Source organism: Massilia sp. CCM 8734 (genome assembly GCF_011682155.1).
Taxonomy (GTDB): Bacteria; Pseudomonadota; Gammaproteobacteria; order Burkholderiales; family Burkholderiaceae_D; genus Telluria_A; species Telluria_A rubra.
In genome coordinates, this window is sequence record NZ_WHJI01000003.1 from 22,149 (window position 1) to 49,092 (window position 26,944).

Genomic DNA, 26,944 nt, shown 5'->3' on the forward strand with positions numbered 1-26,944 from the left:
GGGCTTTCTGGACCTTAGGGCGAACGCTTATTTCTTCGCTGCCGCATCTTCGAATTTCTTGGTGATGACCCATTGCTGGGCGATCGACAAGATGTTGTTCACAACCCAGTACAGCACCAGGCCGGACGGGAAGAAGATGAACATGACCGAGAACGCCAGCGGCATGAACAGCATCATCTTGGCCTGCATCGGATCGGCTGGCGCCGGGTTCAGCTTGGTCGTGATGAACATCGAGATCGCGTACAGCACCGGCAGGATGAAGTACGGGTCAGGCGCGGTCAGGTCGGTGATCCAGCCGATCCATGGGGCGCCGCGCATTTCGGCGGACGCCTGCAGCACCCAGTACAGGGCGATAAAGACCGGCATCTGGACCACGATCGGCAGGCAGCCGCCGACCGGGTTGATCTTTTCGGTCTTGTACAGTTCCATGGTGGCCTGGTTCATCTTGGCCGGGTCGCCTTTGTACTTTTCGCGGATCGCCTGCATCTTCGGCGTGACCACCTTGATGCGCGCCATGCTCTTGTAGCCGGCAGCCGAGAGCGGGAAGAACAGCAGCTTGATCAGGATGGTAAAGGCGATGATGGTCCAGCCCCAGTTGCCCAGGACCTTGTGGATCTGGTCCATGACCCAGAAAATCGGCTTGGCGATAATCGTCAGGAAACCGTAATCCTTGACCAGTTCCAGGCCAGGGGCGATCTTTTCCAGCTTGTTCTCGTCCTGCGGCCCCGAATACAGCTTGACCTGGTTCGATACGCTGGCGCCCGGTGCAATGGCGCCCAAAGGCATCAGGGTACCGATCGCGTACAGATTGGTGGCCACTTTCTTGGTGTAGATTTCGCGCGGCATCTTCGCTGGCGGCAGGAAAGCCGAGACAAAATAGTGCTGCGAAATCGCGACCCAGCCGTCGTCCGCCTGCTTGGCGTGGTCGGCCGTGCCTTTTTTCTCGATGGTCTCGAACTGCAGCTTCTTATAGTGCTCGTTCGGGGTGTACATGGTCGGACCGGTGTAGCTGGAGTTGAAGTAGGACTCGCCCTCCGGCTTGTTACCGTGGTGCAGCAGTTCGACGAACAGCGACGGCGCGACCGGCGTTGCGCCGATGTTGGCGATGTCGTGGCGCATGTCGATCAGATAGTCGCCGCGCTTGAAGACATAGGTCTTGGTCAGCTTGATACCGCCCTGCTCGGCTTCGAGCACGAGTTGCACTTCGTTGGCGCTGTCGAGCGCGCGCGGGCCGGACTTGGCGACGAAGCCGCTGAACTGGGTCGGTACCGGGTCGCCCGGCGCGTTACGCACCAGCCCGGTCTGGGCCACATACACGCCCTTCGGATTGACGTCGAACAAGACCTGGTTGCGGGTCTTGTCGTTGGCATCCTTAAACTTAAGCAACTCAAGACGCTTGATCACGCCACCCATGGTATCGATGTCGACTTTCATGACATCGGTGGTGATGGTGATGATTTCGTTCTTGAACGGGGCCGGCGCGGTGGAGCCGGCGGCGCCAGGCGCGCCAGGCACGGCGGCGGCGCCGGCGGCAGTCGGCAAGCCGGTCGTCGGTGCGGTGTTGGCGACCGTGGCCGTCTTCACAGGCACTGCCCATGGGTAGATCGACTGTTTGCCGTTCGATACCATCCAGTCGTTCCAGAGAACCACCAGCGATACGGAAAACACGATCCACAGGATAGTACGTTTATTGATTTCCATTGAGGTATTGGTCAGGAGTGGTTGCAACCGCAAGCGGCTGTAGAAGAATTCTCGGGGTGCGCGGGCGGCACCGGATCGAATCCGCCATCATCCCACGGATGGCAGCGGCACAGGCGGCGCGCGCCCAGCAGGCTGCCGCGCGCGGCGCCGTGGGTACGGATCGCTTCGATCGCATAATTGGAGCAGGTCGGGTAAAAGCGGCAGCGCTGTCCCAGCATCGGAGATAACATCAGCTGGTAGCCACGCAATAACCAGACGAGCAGGGTATTCATGGTGACGCTTTCGGCTCGGGCGTCCCATAGGGCGTCCCGGAGGGCGTCCCGTCGGGCGTCGGCTGGGGCGTCCCGGAGGGCGGCGCGGCGCGCGGCGCTTGCGACGAGAACAGGCGTGCAATTTCAGCGCGCAGGATCGCCTTGAGCGCGGCGGTGGTGGCCGGGCCTTGCTTGGTATTGACCGGGCGCGCGAGGCGCACGATGCAGTCGACGGCCGGCAGCGGCGCCATGCGGAACAGCTCGCGCGTCACGCGCTTGATCGTATTGCGGGTAACGGCACGAGGCGCAAAGCGCTTGGCCACGACCACGCCGAGCCGCGCATGCGGCAAGTCGTTCGAGCGGGTGTAGAGCACGAAATGGGCCGTTTTTTGAGCGGGGCGCAAACGAAAAACGGATGAAAATTCATCCGTTTTAACGATACGCCGAACGCGCGCGAAGTCGTGTGAACCTTCGCTAGTCATAGCCAACCGCGATCGGGCAGTAAGTGCCAGACTTATACAGCCAGGCGTTTGCGACCCTTGGCGCGGCGTGCATTGAGCACATCGCGACCGCCACGGGTTGCCATACGTGCGCGGAAGCCGTGCGTACGCTTGCGACGAACGACGGAAGGTTGGTAAGTACGTTTCATGGTGGTCTCGCTTAAAGCAAAATAAAATGCAAAATCGGGTCTGACGTCCCGTCAGTTTTCGGCGCCAATGACATTTCGCAGATGTTAAGCCAGCGTCACGCCACAGCAAAAATACTCATATTTACCCGCTAAGCCACAGCTACAAGTCGGAACAGACTGACTCATTTGCACGGAGTACGGGCGGGGAACCTTGGATTAGAACGCATTTTGCTGGGTTTTGTCAAGGATAGTGGTGCTTTGGCGGCCCGATGCTCGCGTTTTCGCAGGGCAAATGTGGGATGGAAAATACACTGCGCCGCGGACGGACCGGACAGATGGCTTAGTTTTAAGGCAACTTGATTTCCAGTCATTTTCCCTCTGCCACGTTGTCCCTGCACTGAAAATAAGCGGCGTGCCTGTGGATAACTCGGGCCTTCGCGGGTAGAATAGCGTGTTACGTGTGGCGAACCGCTCGCAACGCATGCGCTAGCGAAGCATCATCGAACCGCCCCTCCACACCTTATTCAGACAGAAGATTCATGGAAAATTTTTGGCAGACCTGTTCCGCGCAGTTGGAACTGGAGCTGACGCCGCAACAATTCAGTGCGTGGATCAAACCGCTGGTTGCCCTCGACTACGAGGACGGCAAGTTGCGCATCGCAGCACCGAACCGCTTCAAGCTGGACTGGGTGAAGTCGCAGTTCGCCAACCGCATCACGGCCCTGGCCTCCCAGTATTGGGAAGCGCCAACCGAAGTGCAGTTCGTGCTCGACCCGCGTAACGCCCTGCCGAAGAAACCGGTGGCCCCGCACCCGGCCCCGAACGACGGCCCGCTGCCCGGCACCATCAACCATGGCCAGGGCAACGGCAACGTGGCGGCGGACAATCCGGCTGCGCCGGAAATGTTCAACATCGGCAATTCACCGCGCCGCGAGCAGAGCCGCGTCAACACCGACCTGACCTTCGACAGTTTCGTGACCGGTAAGGCCAACCAGCTGGCGCGCGCCGCCGCGATCCAGGTGGCCAACAATCCGGGCGTGAGCTACAACCCGCTGTTCTTCTACGGCGGCGTGGGCCTGGGTAAAACCCACCTGATCCACGCGATCGGCAACCAGGTGATGGCCGACCAGCCGGGCGCCAAGATTCGCTATATCCACGCGGAACAGTATGTACGCGATGTCGTCACGGCGTACCAACGCAAGGGCTTCGACGACTTCAAGCATTACTACCACTCGCTGGACATGCTGCTGATCGATGATATTCAGTTTTTTGGGGGCAAGAGCCGCACGCAGGAAGAGTTTTTCTATGCCTTCGAAGCCCTGATCGCCGCGAAGAAACAGATCATCATCACCAGCGATACGTATCCAAAAGAAATCACCGGCATGGACGACCGCCTGATCTCGCGTTTCGATTCCGGCCTGACGGTGGCGATCGAGCCGCCGGAGCTGGAAATGCGGGTGGCGATCCTGCTGAAAAAAGCCCAGTCCGAAGGCGTGACGTTTTCGGACGACGTGGCCTTTTTCGTGGCCAAGCACCTGCGCTCGAACGTGCGCGAGCTCGAAGGCGCGCTGCGCAAGATCCTGGCGTACTCGCGCTTCCACGGCAAGGACATCACCATCGATGTGGTGAAAGAAGCGCTGAAAGACTTGCTGTCGGTCCAGAACCGCCAGATCTCGGTGGAAAATATCCAGAAAACGGTGGCCGACTTCTTCAGCATCAAGGTGGCCGACATGTATTCCAAGCGTCGCCCGGCCAACATTGCGCGGCCGCGCCAGATCGCCATGTACCTGGCCAAGGAACTGACCCAGAAGAGCTTGCCGGAGATCGGCGAACTGTTCGGCGGACGCGACCACACCACGGTCCTGCACGCGGTGCGCAAGATCGCACTCGACCGCACCAAGAACGCGGAATGCAACCATGAGCTGCATGTCCTGGAACAGACGTTAAAGGGCTAAAGGTGACCCCTAAAGTTCAAATTAATGTGCGAACGGCAATTTCTGGCAAAATATAGCATTAGCAGCAAGGTTACCGTGGCCCTGTTGTTGCGTTGTCAGCCTCGGGGCAAGCCTGCTTGCCGCGGGCGGGGGGCGTGGCGGCACTGCTTACCGGGCCATACAGTACATTTCTGACAACTCTACCGAGGATTACTATGCAATTGGTCAAAACCACCCGAGATACCCTTCTCCGGCCACTGCAGATCGTGAGCGGTATTGTCGAGCGTCGGCACACTATGCCGATTCTGGCCAATATCCTCATCCGCAAGGACGGCGAAAACGTCTCGTTCCTGTCGACCGACACCGAAGTGCAGATCACCACGCACGCCAGCATCGGCTCGGGTGCCGATGTGGCCGGCACCACCGTGGCCGCGCGCAAGCTGCTGGACATTTTGCGCGCGTTGCCCGAATCGGGCGACGTCACGATGACCTTGCTGAACAAGCGCCTGACGGTGCAGACCGGCAAGTCGCGCTTCGCGCTGCAAACCCTGGCGGCGGAAGAATTTCCGACCGTTTCGGTCGCGGACAGCTACAACGCCACGGTCACCCTGCCGCAAAAGACGCTCAAGCACCTGTTCAACATGGTGCACTTTTCGATGGCGCAACAGGATATCCGTTACTACCTGAACGGCCTGCTGCTGGTGCTCGACGGCCGCAACGTCATCGCCGTGGCCACCGACGGCCACCGCCTGGCGTTTTGCCAGGTCGAGACCGAGCAGGAATTCACGCGCCAGGAAGTCATTATTCCGCGCAAGACGATTATCGAATTGCAGCGTTTGCTGGAAGAAAGCGACGAGACGGTCCAGCTGGACATTTCGACATCGCAAGTCAAGCTGACCTTCGCCGACATCGAGCTGGTCTCGAAGCTGGTGGAAGGCAAGTTCCCGGATTACACGCGTGTGATTCCGAAGGGCTACAAGAACGACTTCACGATCGGCCGCGACGAGCTGCTGCGTTCGCTGCAACGCGCGGCGATCATGACCAGCGACAAGTTCAAAGGCGTACGCTGCATCATCAGCCCGGGCAGCATGAAAATCAGCTCGACCAATGCGGACCAGGAAGAAGCGGTTGAAGAACTCGAAATCGATTACGGCGGCGACAGTGTCGACATCGGTTTCAACGTAACGTATCTGCTGGACGTGTTGAACAACCTGAAGTGCGACCAGATCAACATTGCGCTGGGCGATTCGAATTCGTCGGCGCTGATTTCGATTCCGGACAACGCGGACTTCAAGTACGTCGTCATGCCGATGCGGATTTAAGCAGCACGCAATACCCGGAACCTGCGCTCCGTCGTTCCCGCGCAGGCGGGAATCCAAGTTAATCGCGCTACCTGCAGCGCCAAAGACTTGGGTTCCCGCCTGCGCGGGAACGACGGGACGGTTCCGACACTGAGCACCCGATACATCGTTTTTTGAGAAAGCAGTCCATGTCCGAGAACACACCAGCAATCCCCGCCAAGATCGAAGAATACGGAGCCTCCTCAATCCAGATCCTCGAAGGTCTGGAAGCGGTGCGCAAGCGCCCCGGCATGTACATTGGCGACACCTCGGACGGCACCGGCCTGCACCATCTGGTGTTCGAAGTGCTGGACAACTCAATCGACGAATCGCTGGCCGGCCACTGTACCGAAATCCATGTCACGATCCATTCGGACAATTCGATTTCGATCACCGATAACGGCCGCGGCGTACCAACCGGCCTCAAATTCGACGACAAGCACGAGCCAAAGCGCAGCGCCGCCGAAATCGTCATGACCGAACTGCACGCCGGCGGCAAGTTCGACCAGAACTCGTACAAGGTCTCGGGCGGCCTGCACGGGGTCGGCGTTTCCTGCGTTAACGGCCTGTCGAAACTGCTGAAACTGACCATCCGCCGCGACGGTAAAGTCCATTACATGGAATTCGTGCGCGGCGTGCCGCAAAACCGCGAGATCGAGATGATCGACGGCGTTGCGGTTTCCCCGATCAAGGTGATCGGCGAAACCGACAAGCGCGGCACCGACGTCCACTTCTGGGCCGACGAACAGATTTTCACGCACGTCGAATTTCACTACGAAATCCTGGCCAAGCGGATCCGCGAACTGTCGTTCCTCAATAATGGCGTCAATATCAAGCTGACCGACCAGCGCACCGGCAAGGAAGAAATCTTCGCCTTCGAAGGCGGTACGCGCGGCTTCGTCGAATACATCAACAAAGCCAAGACGGTGCTGCACCCGACCGTATTCCAGGCCACCGGCGAGCGCCTGTCGGACCAGGGCACCAATATCAGCGTCGACGTCTCCATGCAATGGAACGACGCCTACAACGAACAAGTCCTGTGCTTTACCAATAACATCCCGCAGCGCGACGGCGGCACCCACCTGACCGGCCTGCGCGCGGCGATGACGCGCGTGATCAACAAATATATCGACGAGCACGATTTCGCCAAGAAAGCCAAGGTTGAAATCAGCGGCGACGATATGCGCGAAGGCCTGACCTGCGTGCTGTCGGTCAAAGTGCCGGAGCCGAAATTCAGCTCGCAGACCAAAGACAAGCTGGTATCGAGCGAAGTGCGCGGCCCGGTCGAGGAAATCGTCGCCAAGACCTTGACCGACTACCTGATGGAAAAGCCGAACGACGCCAAGATCATCTGCGGCAAAATCGTGGAAGCGGCGCGTGCGCGCGAAGCGGCGCGCAAGGCGCGCGACCTGACCCGCCGCAAAGGCATCATGGACGGTTTGGGCTTGTCGGCCAAACTGGCCGATTGCCAGGAAAAAGACCCGGCGCTGTGCGAACTGTACATCGTCGAGGGTGATTCGGCGGGTGGCTCGGCAAAACAAGGACGCGACCGTAAATTCCAGGCCATTTTGCCGCTGCGCGGCAAGGTGCTGAACGTGGAAAAAGCGCGCTTCGAGAAGATGCTGTCGTCGGAACAGATCACGACCCTGATCGCGACCCTGGGCACCTCGATCGGACCGGACGAATTCAACGTCGACAAGCTGCGTTATCACCGCATTATCATCATGACCGATGCGGACGTTGACGGCGCCCACATCCGCACCTTGCTCCTGACCTTGTTCTATCGCCAGATGCCGCAACTGGTGGAACGCGGCCATATCTATATCGCGCAACCGCCGCTGTACAAGGTCAAGGCTGGCCGCGACGAGCGTTATCTGAAGGATGACCTGGAAGAAGCGAGCTACATGATGACGGTGGCCTTAAACAGCGCCGTGCTGGTGCCGCGCGAAGGCGGCGAGCCGATTTCGGGCGAACCGCTGGCCGAACTGGTACGCCAGTTCAACCTGTCGAACGCGATCATGATGCGCCTGACGCGCGTGATCGACCGCGCCGCGCTGACCGCCATCATGACCGGCGTGACGCTCGACCTGGGCACGCTCGACAGCGCTGGCGTGTCGGCCGCCGCGATGGAAAAGATGATCGACGACAAAGCCGTCAAGGTGAGCGTGCGTTCGGACGACCTGAGCGAAAAACACGCGCTGCGCATCGAGCGTATGCACCACGGCAATATCCAGGTCAGCTCGATCGATGCCGATTTTGTCCAGGGAGCCGATTATTCGACCCTGGCCAGTGCGGCGGCGACGTTCCAGGGTTTGATTGGTGACGGCGCGTTCATCCGCCGCGGCGAAGGCGAGCGCATGAAGGAGTCGGCGGTGGACGACTTCCATCACGCGATGCAATGGCTGCGCGACGAAGCCGAGCGCACGGTGACCAAACAGCGCTACAAAGGGCTGGGCGAGATGAATCCGGAACAGCTGTGGGAAACCACGATGGACCCGACCGTGCGGCGTTTGCTGAAAGTGCAGATCGATGACGCGATTGCGGCGGACCAGATTTTCACCACCTTGATGGGTGATGAGGTTGAGCCGCGCAGGAATTTCATTGAGTCGAATGCGCTGCGCGCGGGGAATATCGACGCATAATTGCTGTAGCCAGACTTTAGAACTGGTAGTTTTAAGACCTTAAGCTATCAGAAGTTCTTTCAAGTTGACGTAGTTCCCAAAAAGCCCACTCTTGGGCTTTTTGCCATTCTAATTGGATGCATCAGATTTTGCAGAACGCTCCCTCGGCGATTCGAATTTGACGTTTGAAATAGTGATTTACTCATCTTCCAATAAGTCTTTACTATATGCCCCCATCAGAATTTTTTTATCAGGTAAAATTTTCATAGCGCTCAATCGAGATGCTCTGTCAGCCAAGAGTTTCGTCAAATGAACACGCTTATCGTTAGCTCTTCCGTGATGCAAAAGTCTATGACAACTGGCGCATAATGCAATGACATTCGCCGGAACATCCAAGGAATACGAAAATTTACTTTGTATACTCATCGGGATGAGGTGATGAGCCTCTACATAGGGCATTCCTTTCGCACTCGAAATGAAAGTCATATGATTGGGATCGACCGCACACTTAAACTCAGCTTGCCTCAATGCAAGTGCGGCAACCTTCACATCACGAACCCACGCTGATTTATTTAGTACGCTCTTTTCTGGCACCGGCACACCTTCAGTAGGCTCAACATAGGTTTTAGAAAATTCTGGTAGGACAGCCTTCTCCAAAGCAAACTTTTGATACTCCGCTTCATTGACCTGAACCAAAATTTGGAGAGAGTTATTAACGACAGACACTAATTTATCATAATGATTAAGTAGCGAAAAGAAGTGCTCAGAGAAATCAACTTCAGAAGGCAATTTTGTCCGCTCGTATCGATAGCTTTCAATGGCACCTTGTTCATAACCCTCCCCTAAATCACCCGTCGCTGCCAAATTGATAGGCCCTTCTTGGGCATAAGGATCACGTGTGAAATATAGGTGCGAGCGTGCAGCAGCAGCTTTTACTTTTGCTAAGGCCAATTTCCTGGAATACTGATTTTCAATTGCCTTGAAGCCTTGGTTAAGGCTCAGGTAACACGCAGACATATCCTCTGAAAAGAGGAGAACAATATAATATCCATCTTGGGCGGTTTTCGTGACTTGCTTATTAAATACCGCCACCCAAGGCACGCGAGCAATATTGCCGTTACCAATAGAGCCTGTGACTAAGAAATCTTCCTCCCGTCCTTGCTCACTTAGGAATTTTTCGAAGAGTTGTGGCAACCCCAAAAGCAGACTTCTTTGATCGACGCTTTCGTTTCGGGTCGTTTTTCCAAAATATTCTAATTTGGTAGCCAAATAGTTATCAAAAACATCAAGAAGTGGTTGCATAGTGAATGGATAATTTATAGATATTGAACACTATAACTACCCTAACACAGGGGCGAATCAATAGGAATCCCATCAATTAACCTTCGTCAACAAAACAAGAATCTCGGCCAGCTTCCATCCATCTTGACGTGAAGGCCCCATTGACAGCCTAACGAACGTTAGTTAGAATTGCACCTTCTGATCAAACACAGGAGTGAAAACATGATGTTGGCTCGACAAGAAACACGCGACTGGTGCGATTCGGGTATTGCCGGGGTGCAGATCTGTTCGACCTGGACCGGCAACGACGGCGATGGCGGCCACCTGGCCCGATTCCAGGCTGGAGCACGCTTCCCCAAACATGCGCATCATGGATGGGAACAAATCCTGGTGGTAGCGGGCGCGATTCGCTTTAACGACGTCGAGATGCGCGCCGGCGATGTGCTGCAGGTTCAGGGAAGCGATGAGCATGAAGCGTGCGCGCTCGAAGAAACGCTGCTGTTCGTCGCCCACCATGGCGGCATCGACATGCTGGAGCAAGCACCTTGACGTCTGCCAAAAAAAGTCAGCCCTCGCTAACCCGGGAAACCATCCTCGGCGCGGCAATCGGCCTGTTTCAACAGCGCGGATTCAGCGGCCTCGGCATGCGTCAGATCGCCGACTGCCTGCAAATCAAGGCACCGAGCCTGTACCACCATTTCACCTCGAAAGAAGACCTGGCCCGCCAGGCTCTGCAACTGTATCGGGAGGACCAGGCCGCCCGTTTGCTCGCCATCGGGGCAAGCGGCGACGTTCACGAGCAGCTTCGGATGTATGCGGAGCTGTTTGCCGCGATGTTGAACGATGGCAGCCGTCCCTGCATGTACTTGATGATGGTGCGCGAACCGTCGTTTCAGGAGCCCGCCTGCATCGACGAGTTGCGCCTGTTTGTGAAGCAAAATATCGCTTGGCTGGAGGGCATCCTGCGCAATGGCAAAGACGTGTTGCGTTTGCCGGCCGGCGTCAGCGCGCGCGATCTCGCAGAGACGATCTTTGCGGCTTTCGAAGGGGCTATGGCAGTGTCCCTGGTCGATCCAATGCCATCCGTGACATTTCGGGAAAGAGCGAACAAGGTCCTCAAGCTCGTGATCAACACCACGACCTGAGAACGGGCGGAGCGTCCCTTCTGGAATCGTTCCGCCGCCGACCCGCCTGGGCTGGCGTCGGATCACGCGTTGACAGGTGTTGCATTCGCAGCAGTCAGGCGCAATTCCTCGGCGATAGTTACCTCTTGTTAAGCATATATTCTATAATGTAATTACTTTCCGTTTGGATGCTGCGGTTTTCCCAGGCGCCCGAGCACTCCACTGCCTCCGATCCCGCCGTGCCGCGCAGCGGCAATGCATCGACCAATCACTGTCAAACATGAACTCCACGCTCCGCTCGTTCCTCCTGCCCCTTTTCGTGACCGCGCTCGCCGCCGCCAGCCCTTCCTTCGCCCAGGACAGCTCCCAGGCAAGCACGCCTGCCGCCTCCGCGCAGCCTGCCGCAACACCGGCGCTGCCACGCGAACGGGCCTATGCCTCCAAGGGTCCCGTATCGCTGTACGTCAATACCTACGGCGACGAACTGACGTATTTGCGGATCGTGCACCGCTCGCATGTGGTTGGGGGCAACGTCGGGCGAATGGCGCTTTCCCTGCTTGGTACGGGCGGACAGACGCACAACAAGGAAGATTTTCTGGGCGACGCCGTGACGGATACCCGCAAACCGCTCAACCTGGTCAGCCCCATGCTGCTGGACCTACCCAAGGCGCTCGACGAGAAATTCATTGCCGTGCTGGCCGAGAACGAGGGCAGCGGCGCCGCAGCACGCAAAAATGGCATGACCATCACGCCCTTGGGCTGGCATTTGCTGTACCACGAGCTCATGGCCGGTACCGAACGTGAAGACGAGTATGTGCTGCGTTTCGCTGCCCGTTTCAGCAAGCGCCCCGAAGGCGCGACGGACAGCTTCTTCCGCAAAGTGCAAGACACTGTCCGCTCCTGCGGCTATGTCTCCAAGCCACGCAAGCTGAGCGCATGGAAAGCGAACGACTACGAAGCCGTCGCCGCCGAACAAAAGCTGGCGACCCAGTCGTGCCTCGCTGACCTGACGTCCGAACTGCCGGGATGGTTGGGCATCGATACGAGCTCCAAAATCAAATCGGCCAAACTCAATTGCCAGACCGAGATGAACCTGTGCGTTGCGGAAGCCGATACCACGGCCGATCCGAAAGCGGCCAAAGTCGAATGCAAGGTGGAATACAAGCAGTGCGTCAGCGAGGACGTCAAACCGCTGGTCGACAGCACGCCGATCGGCGCATGCAAAGCCACCTTCGCGACCTGCAAGGCAGCGGTCATCGACAAGGCCCGCGCCATCAATCCCGGCGTGAAACCGGAAAAATCGGAATATCTGCCGTGCACGACCGAGCTCAAGGCATGCGTCAAAACCGTCAAGGACGCCCGATAAGTCCTCCAGCGCGGTAATTCGCGCATCGGCACCACCAAAAACCAGGCCCCGCGCCTGGTTTTTGCATTCATGCCCCAGAACGCCATCGCGCAGTTGCGCCATCAAATGATTTATACTGCCGCGCAGCATAAATTCAGGCCTTGCGCAGATTCAGGCCTTATACAGCATACAATCCCGGTTCCGGCCCTGCGGCTCACTAGCCCGGCCAACCACATCAGTCCGACATACAGCCGGCATACTCAGGAGTAATTGATGATCGACTCGTCGCCGAATTCGAATCACCCGTCCCACGATAACAACCCGCCTTCTTTCCTGCGCCGTATTCCGATCGCTTTCGGCGCCTTCTTCGGCGCGCTGTCGGATGGCGGCTTCGCCGGCCGCATCGAGCTGGTGCGTGATGGCATGCCCGTGCCAACGCCCGCTCCTGTCCCAGTCGCCCCGGTGGCCGCCGCACCAGCGCCAGCGCCAAAACCAGCCGCCCCAACGCCAGACACCGCCCTGCAGCTGCTGTCCCTGCTCCAGCGCGATGCGCGCCTGATCGACTTTACCCAGGAAAACCTCTCCGGCTTTTCGGACGCCGACATCGGCGCCGCCGCGCGCGTGGTGCACGAGGGCTGCGCCAAAGTGCTGCGCGAACACTTCACCATCGTCCCCGTGCGCGACGAAGCCGAAGGCAGCCGCGTCACCCTGAACGAGGGCTTCGACGCCCGCGCCGTGCGCCTGACCGGCAACGTGGTCGGCAAGGCCCCGTTTAACGGCAGCATCAGCCATCGCGGCTGGCGCGCGGCGGAAGTGCGCCTGCCCACCCTGGCCGCCGGCCACGACGCCACCGTGCTGGCCCAGGCGGAGGTGGAACTGTGAGCAACGCCTACTTCTCGATCGGCATCGATCTCGGCACCACCCACTGCGCCCTGGCCTATGTGGACCTGACCGCCAGCGATGGCGAAAAGACTTCCCACGGCGTGCTCGACATTCCGCAACTGGTCGATGCCGGCGCGGTCGGCAACGGCCACCTGCTGCCCTCCTTCCTGTACATGCCGCACGGCGATGAATTGCCGCCTGGCGCGCTGAACCTGCCATGGACCAGCAGCCAGGACTACGCCGTCGGCGAATTTGCCCGCGCGCGCGGCGCCCAGACCCCGATCCGCCTGGTGTCGAGCGCCAAAAGCTGGCTGTGCCACCCGGGCGTGGACCGCCGCGCGGCCATTTTGCCGAGCGACGCACCGCCGGAAGTGAGCAAGCTCTCGCCGCTGGAAGCGTCCACCCGCTACCTGGCGCACCTGCGCAACGCGTGGAACGCGGCCCATCCGGAAGCGCCGTTCGACGAGCAGGACATCACCGTCACCATCCCGGCCTCGTTCGACCCGGCCGCGCGCGAGCTGACGGTGGAAGCGGCCAAGGCCGCCGGTTACGTCAACCTGACCCTGCTGGAAGAGCCGCAAGCGGCGCTCTACAACTGGATCCAGAACAGCGGCGGACGCTGGCGCAAGGATGCCAAGCCGGGCGACATCATCCTCGTCATCGACGTAGGCGGCGGCACCAGCGACTTTTCGCTGGTCACCGTACTCGAGCGCGACGGCAACCTGGAACTGCACCGCATCGCCGTGGGCGACCACATCCTGCTCGGCGGCGACAATATGGACCTGGCGCTGGCGCACCTGGTGGCGCGCAAGGTCGCCGCCACCGGCGCCCAGCTGGACGCCTGGCAAATGCGCGCGCTGGCCTATGCTTGCCGCGCCGCCAAGGAAAACCTGCTCAGCGATGCGAACCTGGCCACCCAGCCGATCGTCGTGCCGAGCCGCGGCTCCAAGCTGATCGGCGGTTCGATCCGCACCGAGCTGACCCAGGAAGAAGTGCGCGCCACCATCCTCGAAGGTTTCTTCCCGCAGGTGGAAGCGGCCGCGCGCCCGGTCAGCCGTCCGCGCGGCGGCCTGGTCCAGCTGGGCCTGCCGTATGCGCAGGATGCCGGCGTCACCCGTCACCTGGCCGCCCTGCTGGGACGCCAGGCCGGCGCCACGGCCGAGCTGGAAGGCTTTGCCGGCACGGTCAGCGAGACCGCCAGCTTCCTGCACCCGACCGCCGTGCTGTTCAACGGCGGCGTGTTCAAGTCGGATGTATTGGCCGAACGCACCCTCACCACCCTCAATGACTGGCTGGCCGGCGAAGGCGCGCAGCCTGCGCGCATGCTCACCGGCGCCGACCTCGACCTGGCCGTGGCGCGTGGCGCCGCGTACTACGGCTATGTGCGTCGCGGCAAAGGCATCCGCATCCGTGGCGGGACCGCGCGCGCCTATTACGTTGCGATCGAATCGTCGATGCCGGCCGTGCCCGGTTTCGAACCACCGATCCAGCTACTCTGCGTGGCCCCGTTCGGCATGGAAGAAGGCATCGAAGCGCAGCTCAAGACCCAGCAATTCGGCCTGGTGGTCGGGCACGCCATCACCTTGCGCTTCTTCGGCTCGTCGGTACGGCGCCAGGACCGCTTGGGCGACCTGCTCGACTTCTGGCATCCGGATGAAATGCAGGAAGTCGGAGAAATCCAGGCCACCCTGCCTGCCGAAGGCCGCCAGGCCGGCGACGTGGTCGCCGTGACCCTGGCCGCCGTGGCCACCGATACCGGCACCCTGGAACTGGTGGCGCAAGCCGTCCAGGGCGAGGAGCGCTGGAAGGTGGAGTTCGACGTGCGCGGCAACAGCATCGGCAACACCTAGGGCACGGCATGGCGCGCCAGTACATCGTCGGCATCGACCTCGGGACCACCAATACGGTGGTTGCGTATGCGCCTGTCGATGCACCGAAGGGGCGCGCCGCCATTACCCTGTTTGAAATCGAGCAACTGGTGGCGCCGGGGCAAGTCGCCGCCCTGCCGCTGCTGCCCTCGGTACGCTACCACCCGCTTGACGGCGAATTGCCAGCCGCCGATATGCGGCTGCCGTGGCCGCAAGATGCCGGGGAAACACAGCCGGTCGTGTTCGGCCAGCTGGCGCGCCGCCTCGGTGCGCAAGTGCCGGGGCGCATGGTGGCCAGCGCCAAGAGCTGGCTGTCGCACACGGCAGTCGACCGCCTGGCGCCGACCCTGCCGTGGGGCGCCGCGCCGGACGTCGCCAAGGTGTCGCCAGTGGCGGCCAGCGCCAGCTACCTGGCTTACCTGCGAGCAGCGTGGAACCACAAGTTTCCCGATAGTCCGCTGGAACAGCAGGACCTGGTGCTGACGGTCCCGGCCTCCTTCGACGAAGGCGCGCGTGCGCTGACCCTCGCCGCGGCGCGCCAGGCCGGGCTGCACCAACTGCGCCTGCTGGAAGAGCCGCAGGCCGTGTTCTACGACTGGCTGTTCCGCCATCGCGGCGAGCTGGCAGGCGAACTGGCGCACACGCGCATGGTGCTGGTGTGCGACGTCGGCGGCGGCACCACCGACCTGAGCCTTATCAAAGTCGAGTTGCAAGATGGCCAGCCGCACCTGACGCGCATCGGCGTGGGCAACCACGTCATGCTCGGCGGCGACAATATGGACCTGGCGCTGGCCCATGTGGCGGAAGCGAAAATGGCGCAGATGGCGGGCACGGAGCCGCCGCGCCTTTCCTCCGGCGCCCTGTCGCAGCTGATGGAACGCTGCCGCGCCGCCAAGGAACAATTGCTGGCGGCCGATGCGCCCGGGCAGGCCCAGGTGACCTTGCTCGGCAGCGGGTCGCGCATGATCGGCGGCATGCGTTCGGTGTCGCTCACCAAAGAGGAAGTCGGCAGCGTCATCGTCGATGGATTTTTCCCGCTGGTGGCGTCCACCGAGCGGGTGCAACAGGCGCGCGCCGGCATCGTCGAGTTCGGGTTACCGTACGCGCGCGATGCGGCCGTCACCCGTCACATCGCCGACTTTTTGCAGCAACACGCCAGTGCCTTGCAAGCGGCGCAGGAAGACGGCACAGCCATGCCCGATACCCTGCTGCTCAACGGCGGCGTGTTCCGCGCCGCCGCGCTGGTGCAACGCTTGCAGGACACCCTGGGCAACTGGCGCGGCGCGCCCCTGCGCCTGCTGCACAACGACAATCCGGATGTGGCCGTGGCCCGTGGCGCGGTGGCGTATGCGCTGGCGCTGCAAGGCCAGGCGCCGCGCATCGACGCGGGCGCGGCGCGCAGCTACTTCCTGGTGCTGGACGAAGCCGAGGCCAAGCGAGGACCGAAGCGCGGCATCTGCATCCTGCCGCGCGGCAGCGAAAGCGGCCGTGAAATCCTGCTTGCGGACCGTACCTTCGCCTTGCGCCTGGGGCAACCGGTGCGTTTTCATGTGATGACCTCGAACGCCGACGGCGCCGATGCCCCGCCCTTGCCCGGCGAACTGGTCGAGCTGGACGATCCGAAATACGTGCGCCTGCCGCCGATTGCGACGGTGCTGCAAGGCGCCACGTCCGCAGGCAACAAGCAAGAAACGGCCGTGCAGCTGGCCACCGCGCTGACCGAGGTCGGCACCTTGGAAATGCACTGCGTCAACCTGACCGATGCCAGCCAGCGCTGGCTGCTGGAATTCGACCTGCGCCACGACAACGCCGCTGGTGCGGGCGACAAGCCGGAGGGCGCGCCCTCGCCGCAACTGACCGCCGCGATCGACAAGATCGACCGCGTCTTCGGCAAGAAAGCGCAACAGGTGACGGCGAAGGAAGTCAAGCAGCTGCGCGCGCAACTGGAGCAACTGCTGGGTGATCGCGAGCAATGGCCGACATCCCTGCTGCGCCAGCTGTTCGACGCCCTGTGGCAACGCGCGCGCGGACGGCACCGGTCCACCGAGCATGAACGCGTGTGGCTGAACCTGGCCGGCTACTGCCTGCGTCCCGGCTTCGGCCATGCGCTCGACGACTGGCGCCTGGAGCAATTGTGGACCCTGTTCGAGTCCGGCGTACGCCATGCCGACGACAAACAGGCGCGCGCCGAATGGTGGACCCTGTGGCGCCGCGTCGCGGGCGGGCTGGGCGCTACCGAACAGCTGCGCCTGCTCGACGATTTCGCCTTCAACCTGCAAACCAATAAAGAAGGCGGCGACGCCAGCGCCACCGTGGTGGCCGGTAGCGACGACGACATGCTGCGCCTTGGCGCCTCGCTCGAACGCATTCCGGTCGCCTACAAGGCCGAAATCGGCGGCTGGCTGCTCGAGCGCATACAGGCGGCGCCAGCCGTGCCGGCCAAGGACAACACCAGCGCCAGCCGCTACCTGTGGGCGCTGGGCCGTATCGGCGCGCGCCAGCCCTTCCATGGCAGCACGCACGACGTGGTGCCGACCGAGGTGGTGGAAGGCTGGCTCGAGGCCATCCTGGCGCTCGACTGGAAAAAGGTCGAGTCGGCCGCCTTTGCCGCCGTGCATCTGGCGCGCATGACCGATGACCGTGCGCGCGACTTGCCGCTGGCCTTGCGCGAACGCATCGTGCAGCGCCTGCTGGCGATCAACGCCCCACCGGCGACGATGACCATGGTGCAGCAGGTGGTGCAGCTCGACCAGGCGACCGAGCGCTGGATTCTGGGCGAATCGCTGCCGCCTGGCTTGAAGCTGATCAACTGATACCCCGCGCTTGACGCGTGGCGCAAGGCTTGTCATGCTTACGTTCCCGTTGATTCGCGCCCACCAATGAATAGCTTATCTGACGCGCTGCATGGTCTCACCGTAGACATCCTCAAGCAGTTGCTTGCCAATTTCTCCGACGCCAAGGCGGTGACACGCAAAGACTTGCTGGTCGCTGCGCTCCTCGACGAAATGTCGGACACTGGCTTGCCACGTGTCTGGGCGATGCTCGACCCCTGCCAGCAACTGGCTGTACGCGAAGCGGCGTACGACGTCCAAGGCAGGTTCGATGGCAAACGTTTTGCCGCCCAGTACGGTCAAGTCCCACGCTTTCATCATCCTGGAAAATCCGGCTCTCAGCGTGGCCCGATGAACGTGCTGAACCTGTTCCTGTTCGAGCATGACGGGAGCATCCTTCTCCCTGCGCAACTTCGCCTGCGCGTGGCGGCCTTTTGCCCGGCGCCTGCGCCAAATTTCCTGACAAGCCTTGCCGCTTTGCCCGAACCGGAACAGCCAGCGCAAGATGACGAGGGCGATGCGCCGCCGCTGACGCAGCGCAATACGGCGCCCGATGCCCTGTACGAGGTCGTCGCCATGCTGCGCATGGTCGATCAAAAGCGCATTTCCGTCAGCGATAAAACGCGCATGCCGGGCGTGACCGCCTTGCGTGCGATCGAAGGCAAGCTTGCCAACGGGGATTTTTATGACGCCACCGCCGACTGCGCCGATGCGGACCAGCAGATTGGCGCGATCAAGCCTGTGGCGTGGCCGCTGCTGCTGCAGGCTAGTGGCCTGGCGGAATTGCATGGAAGCAAACTCGGCTTGACCCCGGCCGGCATCAAGGCCTTGCAAGCGCCACCGGCCGACGTGCTGCGCGGCATTTGGCGGAAATGGTTGAGCTCCACCATGTTCGACGAATTCAACCGGGTCGACGCGATCAAGGGCCAGAAAGGCAAGGGCCGCCTGACGCCGGTCGCTGCGCGGCGCGCCATCGTCGGCCAATTCTTGCAAGACTGCCCCGCCGCACGCTGGGTCGAGGTCGATGAATTGGGGCGCTTCATGCGGGCCGAAGGCGCGCCGCTGGCGGTAGCCAAAGATCCGTGGTCGCTCTATCTGGAAGACCCCAATTACGGCGCCCTTGCTTATACCGACGACGAGTGGGATATCTTCGAGCGGCGCTATCTGCTGTGCGTGCTGTTCGAATACTGCGCCACCTTGGGCATGATCGACCTGGCTTACCGCTCGCCGCACGATGCGCGCCCCCGGTTCCAGGACTTATGGGGTGGCCAGGGCATGAGCTTCCTGTCGCGTTACGACGGCTTGATGCATGTCCGCTTGACCGAGCTGGGCGCATATTGTCTTGGCCTGAGTCCATCCTACACCGCGCCCGCACAGGCCGCCTCGTGCACCCTGTCGGTCAGCGCCAGCCTGCAGATCGGCGTGACGCATGGCAGCCTGTCGGCCGAAGATGTGCTTCTACTGGAAAACTGGGCAAGCCGCGACAGCGCCAGCCTGTGGCGTCTGGACCGCGAAAAAACCATGCTCGCGGTCGAGCGCGGCCACGATACGGCGCAGCTGGCAGCGTTTCTGCAGTCGCGCGATAGCCAACCTCTGCCGGTACAAGTGGAAGGTTTCCTGCGCACCTGCAACAAGCAGGGCAAGGCAATGCGCGTGCTCGGCACCAGTGTGCTGATCGAGTGCGTCGACGCGGGCACGGCCGACCTGATCGCCGAACACAAAGACACAGCGGCGCTGTGCATGCGCGCGGGCAAGCGTCATCTGGCAGTACTGCAAAGCCGGGAAGACAAATTTCGCCAGGCGGTGCGCATGCTGGGGTATGGGATCGCACAGTAAGCGACGATGGAATCACTTTTCCAGCACGGAAAGCTTATATAAAAGAAATTGAACACCTGGTACACTGGTCGCGTTCCCTTACCGATCGCGCCCACCCGTCCAGATGCCTGTTTCTTCTCCGCCCGAGGCATCGACCGCCAGTAGCGACTGGACCGACGAGGAACTGGCCGCCTCGGTGCGGGCTTACGTGGCGATGCTGCGCAGCGAGCTGGCTGGCGAGCCCATCAACAAGGCGGAAGTGAACCGTCAGTTGCGCGAGACGGCCCTTGGCGCGCGCACCAAGTCCGCTGTCGAATTTCGCATGCAGAATATTTCCTCCACTTTGTTCGACCTGCGCCTGCCGCATATCACTGGCTATCGTCCCGCCAGGAACGTCGGCAGCAGCGTCAAGTTGCGCATCGAACAGATGCTCGAAGCGAACGGCCTGGACACGCTCACGATGTACCAGCGCACCGCCGACGAGCGCGAACTGGCGCGCAAGGTGAGCGCGCTGCTGCGCCAGCCAGGCAAGGGCGGCGTGCCGGCCGGATCGGCCGCGCCCACCCAGGTGATGACGCACAGCCTGCGCTACGTGCGCGATCCTGCGGTCAAGGCCTGGGTGCTCAAGGTCGCCGACGGCATCTGCGAAGGCTGCGACCTGCCGGCGCCGTTCACGGGCACCGACGGCTTTCCCTACCTGGAAGTGCACCACGTCATGCCGCTCGCCAGTCACGGCTCGGATACAACCGCGAACACCGCCGCGCTGTGCCCGAATTGCCACCGGCGCTGCCATCTTTCCCTGGACCGCGATGAATTCCGGCTGGCACTGTACGAAAAAATCGACCGCCTCGTGCTTGAGGTGCCCGAGCCGATCCTGCTTGAGAACGCCGTATATATCGACCCGTCAAACAACACTTGAGGCCGTTCCGCACATATAGTTACATGCAGCGCGACATCTTTTCTCATATTGCGCTACAGTAACCTCCCTTTGTCATTTTAGAAACATCACTACATGCACGCCGCCCGACTGCCCCTCCTCCTGACCACCCTCTTCATTTCCGCCGGCGTCGCCCAGGCCGGCGAGCTCGAGCAGCAAATGCTGCGCTGCTCCATGCTTGGCGACCCGAGCGCGCGCCTGGGATGTTTCGACACGCTGACCAAGGCCGCCACGGCCGACACCGTTGCCGGTAATCCAACGCCGGACGCCACCGTCGCCGCCGAGCCGGCCAAGCCGATCCCGGCCGTGGCCTCCAACACCCCGGCGCCGCCGGAAACGCCGATTTCGCGCCTGGAGCAGTTGTGGGAGTTGAGCGATGCATCGCGCCGCGGTACCTTTGCCGTGCGTCCGCACCGCGAAAACTACCTGCTGGTGGCCAATTACAGCACCTCGTCGAACGATGCGCCGTACCGCGACTTCACCCCGGCCGGCCTGAAAACCAAGCGCGTCGAGCTGACCTATCAGCTCAGCCTGAAAATGAAGGCCGCCGAAAAAGTCGCCGGCTTGCCGGTCGATATCTGGCTCGGTTACACCCAGCAGAGTTTCTGGCAGGCGTACAACCGTTCGCAATCGAGCCCGTTCCGCGAAACGAACTACCAGCCTGAAATAATGGCGGTGGTGCCGATCAATAAATCGTTCGGCGGGATGAACCTGCGCTTCGTCAATTTTGGCCTGATTCACCAGTCGAACGGCCAAACCTCGACCCTGTCGCGCAGCTGGAACCGCCTGTACACCGAAGTCGGTGTCGACAACGGCAATTTCGCGCTGACCGCGCGCCTGTGGCGCCGCCTGGATAACGCCAAATCCAACAACGATAATCCGGACATCACCGATTACCTGGCGCGCGGCGACGTGCGCGCGAGTTATCGCAAGGATGGCTATGAGTATTCGATCATGGCGCGCCGGAATATGTCGACCGACCATGGCGCGATCCAGGCCGCGATTGCGTATCCGCTGGCGACCAACCTGAAGGGCTATGTGCAGGCGTTTTCGGGATACGGACAAAGCCTGGTCGACTATAACTATTCGCAGCGCTCGATCGGCGCCGGTTTTACCGTCGATTTCTGATGCGCGCTTCGGTGATAGCATAAAAAAAAACGGCCTCGAAAGAGGCCGTTTTCATGTGCGCCCAACCGCCATATGAAGCCGTCATTCCCGCGCAGGCGGGAATCCAAGGAATCTTGGCTGAGCGACGGTGCCTTGGATTCCCGCCTGCGCGGGAATGACGGCTATTAAACTAACGGCTAAAGATATTACGGTCGGGCGCGGATGCTGCGATGTTATGCGGCGGCGGGTTTGCCCGACAGGCGCTGGAGGCGTTGCAGCGCCGTTTCGCCGCTGGTATCGTTCTGCACCGACTTGCGGATCGCATCGATTTCCGCAGCCTGGTCGAGCGGCTTCTGGCCGATGTCGGCGACGATGCGCATGCCTTCGGCTTCGTTGCTCACTTCCTGGGCGCGGCGCGTCAGTGCATTCAAGGCGGTCGAATTGCCTTTCATGCCGGTCAGGCCAGCCAATTGGCTCTGGCGCTCGGCGCGCATCGATTGCAGATCCTTCTGCGCCTGGGCCGCTGCAAGCTGCTGCAGCGCTTTTTTGGCCTGCGCATCGAACTCGGCGAGCTGCTTGGACAGCGCGTCGATGATCTTTTGCAGCTCGTCCATGTACGCCTTGGCGTCGGCTTCTTCCTGAATTTCTTGCGGCAGGCGGCTCTTGTTCGCTTCGAGTTCGTCGCAGAACATGGTGACGGTCGCTTCCGAAATCTTGCCGGCGGCCAGACGCTCGGCCAGCGTTTCCGTGGCTTTTTCGTCGTTGGCGATCAGTTCACGCAGGCTGACCACATCTTTATGTTCCTTCTCGAAAGAGGAACGTGCCGATGCCAGCACTTGCGCGGTGGCGCGCAGGGTGTCCGCCAGGCGGTCGCGGTCGGCTTCGGTCGCCGTTTCAGGGTCAAAATTGGCGATCGCTGACGATATACGGTCGCCCAGCACGCCGAAGTGCTTCGAAATCAAACGCGCCGTCAGTCCCCATCCACTTGCATTGCTCATCTTGAATCCCTTTCGTTGTTAAGTAAAACTGCCTTTACCGAACCGTTACTGGATAACGACCCGTTCTTGCTCCACCGGTAAGCCAATGACGAAATCGACATGGATACCGCGTTTTGAGTTATCGCCATTCACGCTGGAGAGTATCTCCGTCGTAATGAGCAAAAATTCGCTGCCGCCGCCTGGCAATTCGCGCACATACGGCATGAAATACATTTCCTGCTTCAGCCCCTTTTCGCCGCCGGCGTCGTCGATCCGGGTTTCGGTGCCCGTGAATGGACTGACAAAACTGGCGTTGCGGTCGCCCGCATCGCGCACATAATCGAGGCGGTCGCTCTCGCCGAACACCGTGGCCAGTTCCTCTTCGGAGAGGCCGACATCGTCGAGCTGCGCACGCCACAAGGTGTAGGTCTGGTCGCCCAGCCCGAAACCGGCGCGGCCGGTGTAGGCGTCCTGGTCTTCCGCCGTTTCGGGAATCACCCGTGCCAGCTGGGTGCAGTACATGATCTCGGCAACCTGGCCTTTTTCATCGGCGTACAGCTGTAAAAACTTCTCCTTGGCGTCATCGTCGCCCTTGGCCAGGTAATAGCGATACAGTCCGCCGGCCAGATTGAGCTTGATCTTCGATACCGCCTGGATCAAGGTGTCGGCGTCGCGCGGCATGGCGATCAAGGAACCGTTGGCCTGCGCCCGGATCAGGGGCGACATCTGCAGCTTGAGCATGCCGCCGATGCGCGCGCCCAGCGGCAAGCCATCATCTTCGCGTCGGGCTTTGCCATCGGCGCCATGGTTGCCTGCAATGCCGCGCATATAGTCAAATGCGTTCTTCCAGCCCATCTCAATTCCGATCAAAAGAATAGTTTGCGGTGCTCGGCGCTTTGCCGCGCCTTAAAAACTTCCATCCCAGATAAGCAATCCAGCCCAGTACCGAGAGAATCACCAGCCACACAAAAGTACGCAACAGCGATTTACCCAGCGAGCGTTCCGGCGGCGCCTCGACCGTTCCTGCCGGAGCCGGGATGCTGGCGCTGCTGCCCGGCGTGGCGCTGGCCATGCCGCTATTGTTCGTATTGCCCTGATAACCGCCATTCGCATGCGAACTGGACATCGAGCGGCCCAGTAAAAAACCCAGGATCGCACTGCCCATCCCGTTACTATTATTCTGCGGCACGATAATCGGCGCATTGCCGTTATATTGGCCATTCCGGTTGCCGTTGTATTGGCCGCCATATTGCCCGCCATTTTGCCCGCCATTCGCATTGCCGTACTGCCCGCCGGACGGCTGGATCGGCGGCACCGGCCGGATATCGCGCGGCGCATTCGCCGCCTGCTCGGCCGCCCGGCGCGCCTCCAGGGTGCGCAAGGCATTCGCTTCGGCGTTGCCCTTGTTCAAACGTTGCGACAGCACCGAGCCCGGCTTTTGTTGCACTGGCTGGGCGCCGCTGTCCTGCCGCGCAGGCGCCCCGCCGAAGGACCCGAAACCGCCGGACCCGCCCTTTTTGTCCGCCCTGCCCGCATCCGCACTGCTGCCCTGCGACCACGCCGAACCCGACTTTTGTGGCGGCGGCGCGCTCTCTTGCGAGCGCTGCCCCCAGGACGACCCGGACCGCTGGGGCGGCGCTGACGGCGGCGACGCCGACGACGAACGGCTGCCGAACGAGCCAAACGACGAATTGTTCGACGATGTTGACCGATTGCTACTTGTAGGACTGGATTTTTGGGAGGAAAATCCACTCTTGTACGAGCTTGAGCTCGACCGCGAACTCGAACTTGACGACGGCTTCGCTGCGGCCGTGAGCGTGGTTGCGGCGGGTAGCAGCAGAGCCAGCAGCAACATAATCTGAGTTGACTTCATTTTTATTAGGCCGGGTTGAAGGTTGAAAGAAGCATAACAGCACATCGTCTGCCAATGCACCGGTTAAAAAAGGCAAGATTTACCATGACTCGTAAATATCTGGACATGAACCAGCACGACGCGCTCTACAGCGTGGCGCGCCGCTATCCCGGCGGCCTGGAGATGCTGGCCAAGGACATCGGCATTTCCGCCAATGTGCTGCGCAATAAGCTCTCGCCCACCATTTCATCACATTACCCCTCGTTCGAGGAAGTTTCCATCATCGTCGAGCATTGCCACAAAGCCGGGGTGCAGGAAGCGATGATGCCGCTGCATGCCTTGCTGAACCGGCACGGCATGGCCGCCTTCATCGTGCCGCAGCCGGAACTGGTCGGCCGCGACGATCTGTCGCAGACGGTGTGCCGGGTCATGAGCGAAGTCGGGGCCGTAGCCGAAGCGGTCTCGGAGGCGCTGATGGATGGTGTGGTCACCAGCGCCGAAGCGGACCTGATCGAGCGCGAATTTCACTCTGCCTTATCGGCCCTGGGCGCCTGGCGCGCGCGCTTGCGCATGCGTACCGGCGCCGGCTGACTGCGGGCCATGCGCCATCAAGCGCATGGCCCGCAGCTTATTGCGAGCGTGGTGGCGTCGGTTCCGACGGCTTGAGCGAACGCAGGAACAGACCGAGTCCGCCGATCGCCAGCACCAGGATGCAAATCAGTTCGAAGGCCGACATGGTGCGCAGGCTCATGCTGACCGACGAAATCACGCCGAATACCAGCGCCGCGAACGAACACAGGGCAATCAGCCAGCCAAGGTAATTCTTGGAATTGTAGAACACCATGCCGATCCCGATAATCATCGGAATCATGACCATGCCGCCGCTGACGCCGAAGCGCGAGCCGAAGCCAAACATGCGCGAACCGAAGCCGAAGTCGGAACTGACCACGATCCCGTTAAGCAGTAAATAGAAGCCGCCGCACATCATGATCAGGCCGAGAAAAAACTGGCCCGTGCCACCGCTGGTTCCGCCTGCTCCGTTCATGTCCACATCTCCCGCTGTTGAAATAATGCCGACACTATAACAAAAAGTAATTTCGGTAAACATATCCGGTCAAGAGACGGATAAACAGGCAATTGCCGGATGGCTTGTGTCTTTTCTTCGCTACACCAACGCCGCCACCGGCTCGCTGACCACGACCTGGTTGCGGCCCTGGTGCTTGGCCTGGTACAGCGCCTGGTCGGCCGCGCGCAGCAGGGCTGCGGCATCGTCGCCGGCGCACGGCAGGCCGATGGTCACGCCGATACTGACGCTCAGGCTGCCGAGGTCGCTGTCGGAATGCTCGATCCGCAGCGCCGCCACCGCCGCCGTGAGCACCTCGCCCATGGCCTGCAATTCGCCGGGGATCGGGTTATACCAGATGACGGCGAATTCTTCGCCGCCATAGCGCGCGGTCAGGTCGAGCGGGCGGCGCGCCTGGACGGCGATAACATCGGCCACCGCTTTCAGGGCCGCGTCGCCACGGGCGTGCCCATAGCGGTCGTTATAACGCTTGAAATAATCGATATCGATCATGGCAATCGCCACCGTTTGCCGGTCGCGCAGGGCCTGGCGCCAGACGCGCTCGAGGTGGATATTCAGGGTGCGCCGGTTGGATAATCCGGTCAGGCCATCGAGCGCCGCCAGTTCGTGCAGCAGGGTATTGACCAGGAAGGTGGTACGGATGCTGTGTTCGAGGAAGTAGGCACCGTACGCACCCACCCCATTGGCCGCGCACATGAAGACGATCTGGTACAGGCGCGCGCGTGGATCGGTTTGCAGCGTGAATTCCATGATGACGAAGGCGCACAAGGTCACCATATTGGCCAACAGCGCGCGGCGCCATTCGAGGCAGGCGATCAGGTAGATGAACAACGCCACCAGCAAGATGCCTTCGTAGGGGATCTGGTAGCCGGTATCGAGCGCGCTGCCGATGACCGCGACGGTGCTCAGTCCCGTGACCAGCGCTGCCGAAAACACTGCCGTTCCAAGATACGGTCGCCAGGCGGCGCGATAGCTGGCCAGCAGCACCACAACAAAGCTCGGAATTATCAGCGCGATCCGGATGCTGACCGTGCGGATCGACACAAACGCGGGCAGCGTGGCCAGGTCGAGAATCACGAACATGATAAACAGGGCAATGCACACATACGCGGCCAGGCGCACGCGCGCCACGTGTCCCTGTATATAGAAGTCGTGGAATTGCTGTTCCAGCCCGTCTTCGAAACGCAACCAGCGATATCCCTGTTCCAGGGCGCGCCGGTGCGGCGACGGGCTGGCGTTATTCAGTAATTCAGGATCGATTTTCAGCATTGGCGGCGCGCAAGATGAGTTGGGGACGGGCCAGCCAATCATACGCGTGCCAGGGCGCACACAGCGCATCGATTGCGCCATTTCATTTATCAGCACA

Annotated in this window: 23 protein-coding genes; 13 read left to right on the forward strand and 10 right to left on the reverse strand. The window is 61.0% G+C overall.

Annotated elements, in window-relative coordinates:
* Positions 1 to 27: 27 nt before the first annotated feature.
* The 4 genes from yidC to rpmH are packed head-to-tail and all read right to left on the reverse strand — an operon-like array spanning position 28 to position 2,601.
* Positions 28 to 1,701: a membrane protein insertase YidC gene (gene yidC, locus F2P46_RS03830; RefSeq protein WP_166885398.1), complete on the reverse strand. Its 1,674-nt coding sequence runs from the start codon at positions 1,699 to 1,701 to the stop codon at positions 28 to 30.
* An 11-nt stretch (positions 1,702 to 1,712) separates the two neighbouring features.
* The gene (yidD, locus tag F2P46_RS03835; protein ID WP_166885400.1) at positions 1,713 to 1,973 is read right to left on the reverse strand and encodes a membrane protein insertion efficiency factor YidD; all 261 of its coding nucleotides are present in this window, start codon (positions 1,971 to 1,973) and stop codon (positions 1,713 to 1,715) included.
* A complete protein-coding gene (rnpA, locus tag F2P46_RS03840) occupies positions 1,970 to 2,434 on the reverse strand; it encodes a ribonuclease P protein component (protein WP_166885402.1) in 465 nt (154 codons plus the stop codon). The genes yidD and rnpA overlap by 4 nt, the downstream gene beginning before the upstream one ends.
* A gap of 32 nt (positions 2,435 to 2,466) precedes the next feature.
* The gene (gene rpmH, locus F2P46_RS03845; protein WP_010401996.1) at positions 2,467 to 2,601 is read right to left on the reverse strand and encodes a 50S ribosomal protein L34; all 135 of its coding nucleotides are present in this window, start codon (positions 2,599 to 2,601) and stop codon (positions 2,467 to 2,469) included.
* A 518-nt stretch (positions 2,602 to 3,119) separates the two neighbouring features.
* Here rpmH and dnaA point away from each other — a divergent pair.
* The 3 genes from dnaA to gyrB all read left to right on the forward strand — a co-directional run bounded on the left by dnaA (position 3,120) and on the right by gyrB (position 8,496).
* Positions 3,120 to 4,535 (forward strand): chromosomal replication initiator protein DnaA, encoded by a 1,416-nt coding sequence (dnaA, locus tag F2P46_RS03850; protein ID WP_166885403.1) that lies wholly within the window; start codon positions 3,120 to 3,122, stop codon positions 4,533 to 4,535.
* 194 nt (positions 4,536 to 4,729) lie between these two features.
* Positions 4,730 to 5,836, forward strand: coding sequence for a DNA polymerase III subunit beta (gene dnaN, locus F2P46_RS03855; protein WP_166885405.1), 1,107 nt, complete (start codon positions 4,730 to 4,732; stop codon positions 5,834 to 5,836).
* Positions 5,837 to 6,003: 167 nt separating this feature from the next.
* On the forward strand, positions 6,004 to 8,496 hold the full coding sequence (gene gyrB, locus F2P46_RS03860; RefSeq protein ID WP_166885407.1) for a DNA topoisomerase (ATP-hydrolyzing) subunit B: 2,493 nt from the start codon (positions 6,004 to 6,006) through the stop codon (positions 8,494 to 8,496).
* 177 nt (positions 8,497 to 8,673) lie between these two features.
* Here gyrB and F2P46_RS03865 read toward each other — a convergent pair whose 3' ends face one another.
* Positions 8,674 to 9,777, reverse strand: a complete 1,104-nt coding sequence (locus F2P46_RS03865) for a DUF3578 domain-containing protein (protein ID WP_166885409.1) — start codon at positions 9,775 to 9,777, stop codon at positions 8,674 to 8,676.
* 201 nt (positions 9,778 to 9,978) lie between these two features.
* Between F2P46_RS03865 and F2P46_RS03870 the strand changes: the two genes are divergently transcribed.
* The 9 genes from F2P46_RS03870 (at position 9,979) to F2P46_RS03910 (ending at position 21,686) form a co-directional block, all read left to right on the forward strand.
* Complete coding sequence (locus tag F2P46_RS03870) at positions 9,979 to 10,305, forward strand: cupin domain-containing protein (RefSeq protein ID WP_166885411.1); 327 nt, start codon at positions 9,979 to 9,981, stop codon at positions 10,303 to 10,305.
* Positions 10,302 to 10,901: a TetR/AcrR family transcriptional regulator gene (locus tag F2P46_RS03875; RefSeq protein ID WP_166885414.1), complete on the forward strand. Its 600-nt coding sequence runs from the start codon at positions 10,302 to 10,304 to the stop codon at positions 10,899 to 10,901. The genes F2P46_RS03870 and F2P46_RS03875 overlap by 4 nt, the downstream gene beginning before the upstream one ends.
* Before the next feature lie 259 nt (positions 10,902 to 11,160).
* Entirely contained in the window at positions 11,161 to 12,246 is a 1,086-nt protein-coding gene (locus F2P46_RS03880; RefSeq protein WP_166885416.1) for a hypothetical protein, read from the forward strand.
* Between the two features lie 252 nt (positions 12,247 to 12,498).
* Entirely contained in the window at positions 12,499 to 13,107 is a 609-nt protein-coding gene (locus tag F2P46_RS03885; RefSeq protein ID WP_166885418.1) for a DUF2760 domain-containing protein, read from the forward strand.
* Positions 13,104 to 14,957, forward strand: coding sequence for an Hsp70 family protein (locus F2P46_RS03890; RefSeq protein ID WP_166885420.1), 1,854 nt, complete (start codon positions 13,104 to 13,106; stop codon positions 14,955 to 14,957). The genes F2P46_RS03885 and F2P46_RS03890 overlap by 4 nt, the downstream gene beginning before the upstream one ends.
* An 8-nt stretch (positions 14,958 to 14,965) precedes the next feature.
* A complete protein-coding gene (locus tag F2P46_RS03895) occupies positions 14,966 to 17,788 on the forward strand; it encodes an Hsp70 family protein (protein ID WP_166885422.1) in 2,823 nt (940 codons plus the stop codon).
* 66 nt (positions 17,789 to 17,854) lie between these two features.
* Complete coding sequence (locus tag F2P46_RS03900) at positions 17,855 to 19,642, forward strand: hypothetical protein (protein ID WP_166885424.1); 1,788 nt, start codon at positions 17,855 to 17,857, stop codon at positions 19,640 to 19,642.
* Between the two features lie 103 nt (positions 19,643 to 19,745).
* Positions 19,746 to 20,540 carry an HNH endonuclease signature motif containing protein gene (locus F2P46_RS38520; protein ID WP_166885426.1) on the forward strand — a complete coding sequence of 265 codons (795 nt, stop codon included), beginning with the start codon at positions 19,746 to 19,748 and terminating at the stop codon, positions 20,538 to 20,540.
* Positions 20,541 to 20,633: 93 nt separating this feature from the next.
* Positions 20,634 to 21,686 (forward strand): phospholipase A, encoded by a 1,053-nt coding sequence (locus F2P46_RS03910; protein ID WP_166885428.1) that lies wholly within the window; start codon positions 20,634 to 20,636, stop codon positions 21,684 to 21,686.
* A 212-nt stretch (positions 21,687 to 21,898) separates the two neighbouring features.
* Here F2P46_RS03910 and F2P46_RS03915 read toward each other — a convergent pair whose 3' ends face one another.
* Genes F2P46_RS03915 through F2P46_RS36980 form a run of 3 tightly spaced genes read right to left on the reverse strand, consistent with a single transcriptional unit; the run spans position 21,899 to position 24,515 of the window.
* The gene (locus tag F2P46_RS03915) at positions 21,899 to 22,663 is read right to left on the reverse strand and encodes a hypothetical protein (protein ID WP_166885430.1); all 765 of its coding nucleotides are present in this window, start codon (positions 22,661 to 22,663) and stop codon (positions 21,899 to 21,901) included.
* A 45-nt stretch (positions 22,664 to 22,708) separates the two neighbouring features.
* Positions 22,709 to 23,497 carry a DUF2491 family protein gene (locus tag F2P46_RS03920; RefSeq protein ID WP_166885432.1) on the reverse strand — a complete coding sequence of 263 codons (789 nt, stop codon included), beginning with the start codon at positions 23,495 to 23,497 and terminating at the stop codon, positions 22,709 to 22,711.
* Between the two features lies 1 nt (position 23,498).
* Entirely contained in the window at positions 23,499 to 24,515 is a 1,017-nt protein-coding gene (locus tag F2P46_RS36980; RefSeq protein ID WP_208296496.1) for a hypothetical protein, read from the reverse strand.
* A gap of 84 nt (positions 24,516 to 24,599) precedes the next feature.
* Between F2P46_RS36980 and F2P46_RS03935 the strand changes: the two genes are divergently transcribed.
* Positions 24,600 to 25,085 carry a phage regulatory CII family protein gene (locus F2P46_RS03935; RefSeq protein WP_166885437.1) on the forward strand — a complete coding sequence of 162 codons (486 nt, stop codon included), beginning with the start codon at positions 24,600 to 24,602 and terminating at the stop codon, positions 25,083 to 25,085.
* A 37-nt stretch (positions 25,086 to 25,122) separates the two neighbouring features.
* Here the strand turns inward: F2P46_RS03935 and F2P46_RS03940 are convergent, their stop codons facing one another.
* Entirely contained in the window at positions 25,123 to 25,539 is a 417-nt protein-coding gene (locus F2P46_RS03940) for a hypothetical protein (RefSeq protein ID WP_166885439.1), read from the reverse strand.
* A gap of 120 nt (positions 25,540 to 25,659) precedes the next feature.
* A complete protein-coding gene (locus tag F2P46_RS03945) occupies positions 25,660 to 26,847 on the reverse strand; it encodes a diguanylate cyclase (RefSeq protein ID WP_166885441.1) in 1,188 nt (395 codons plus the stop codon).
* Positions 26,848 to 26,944 lie beyond the last annotated feature (97 nt).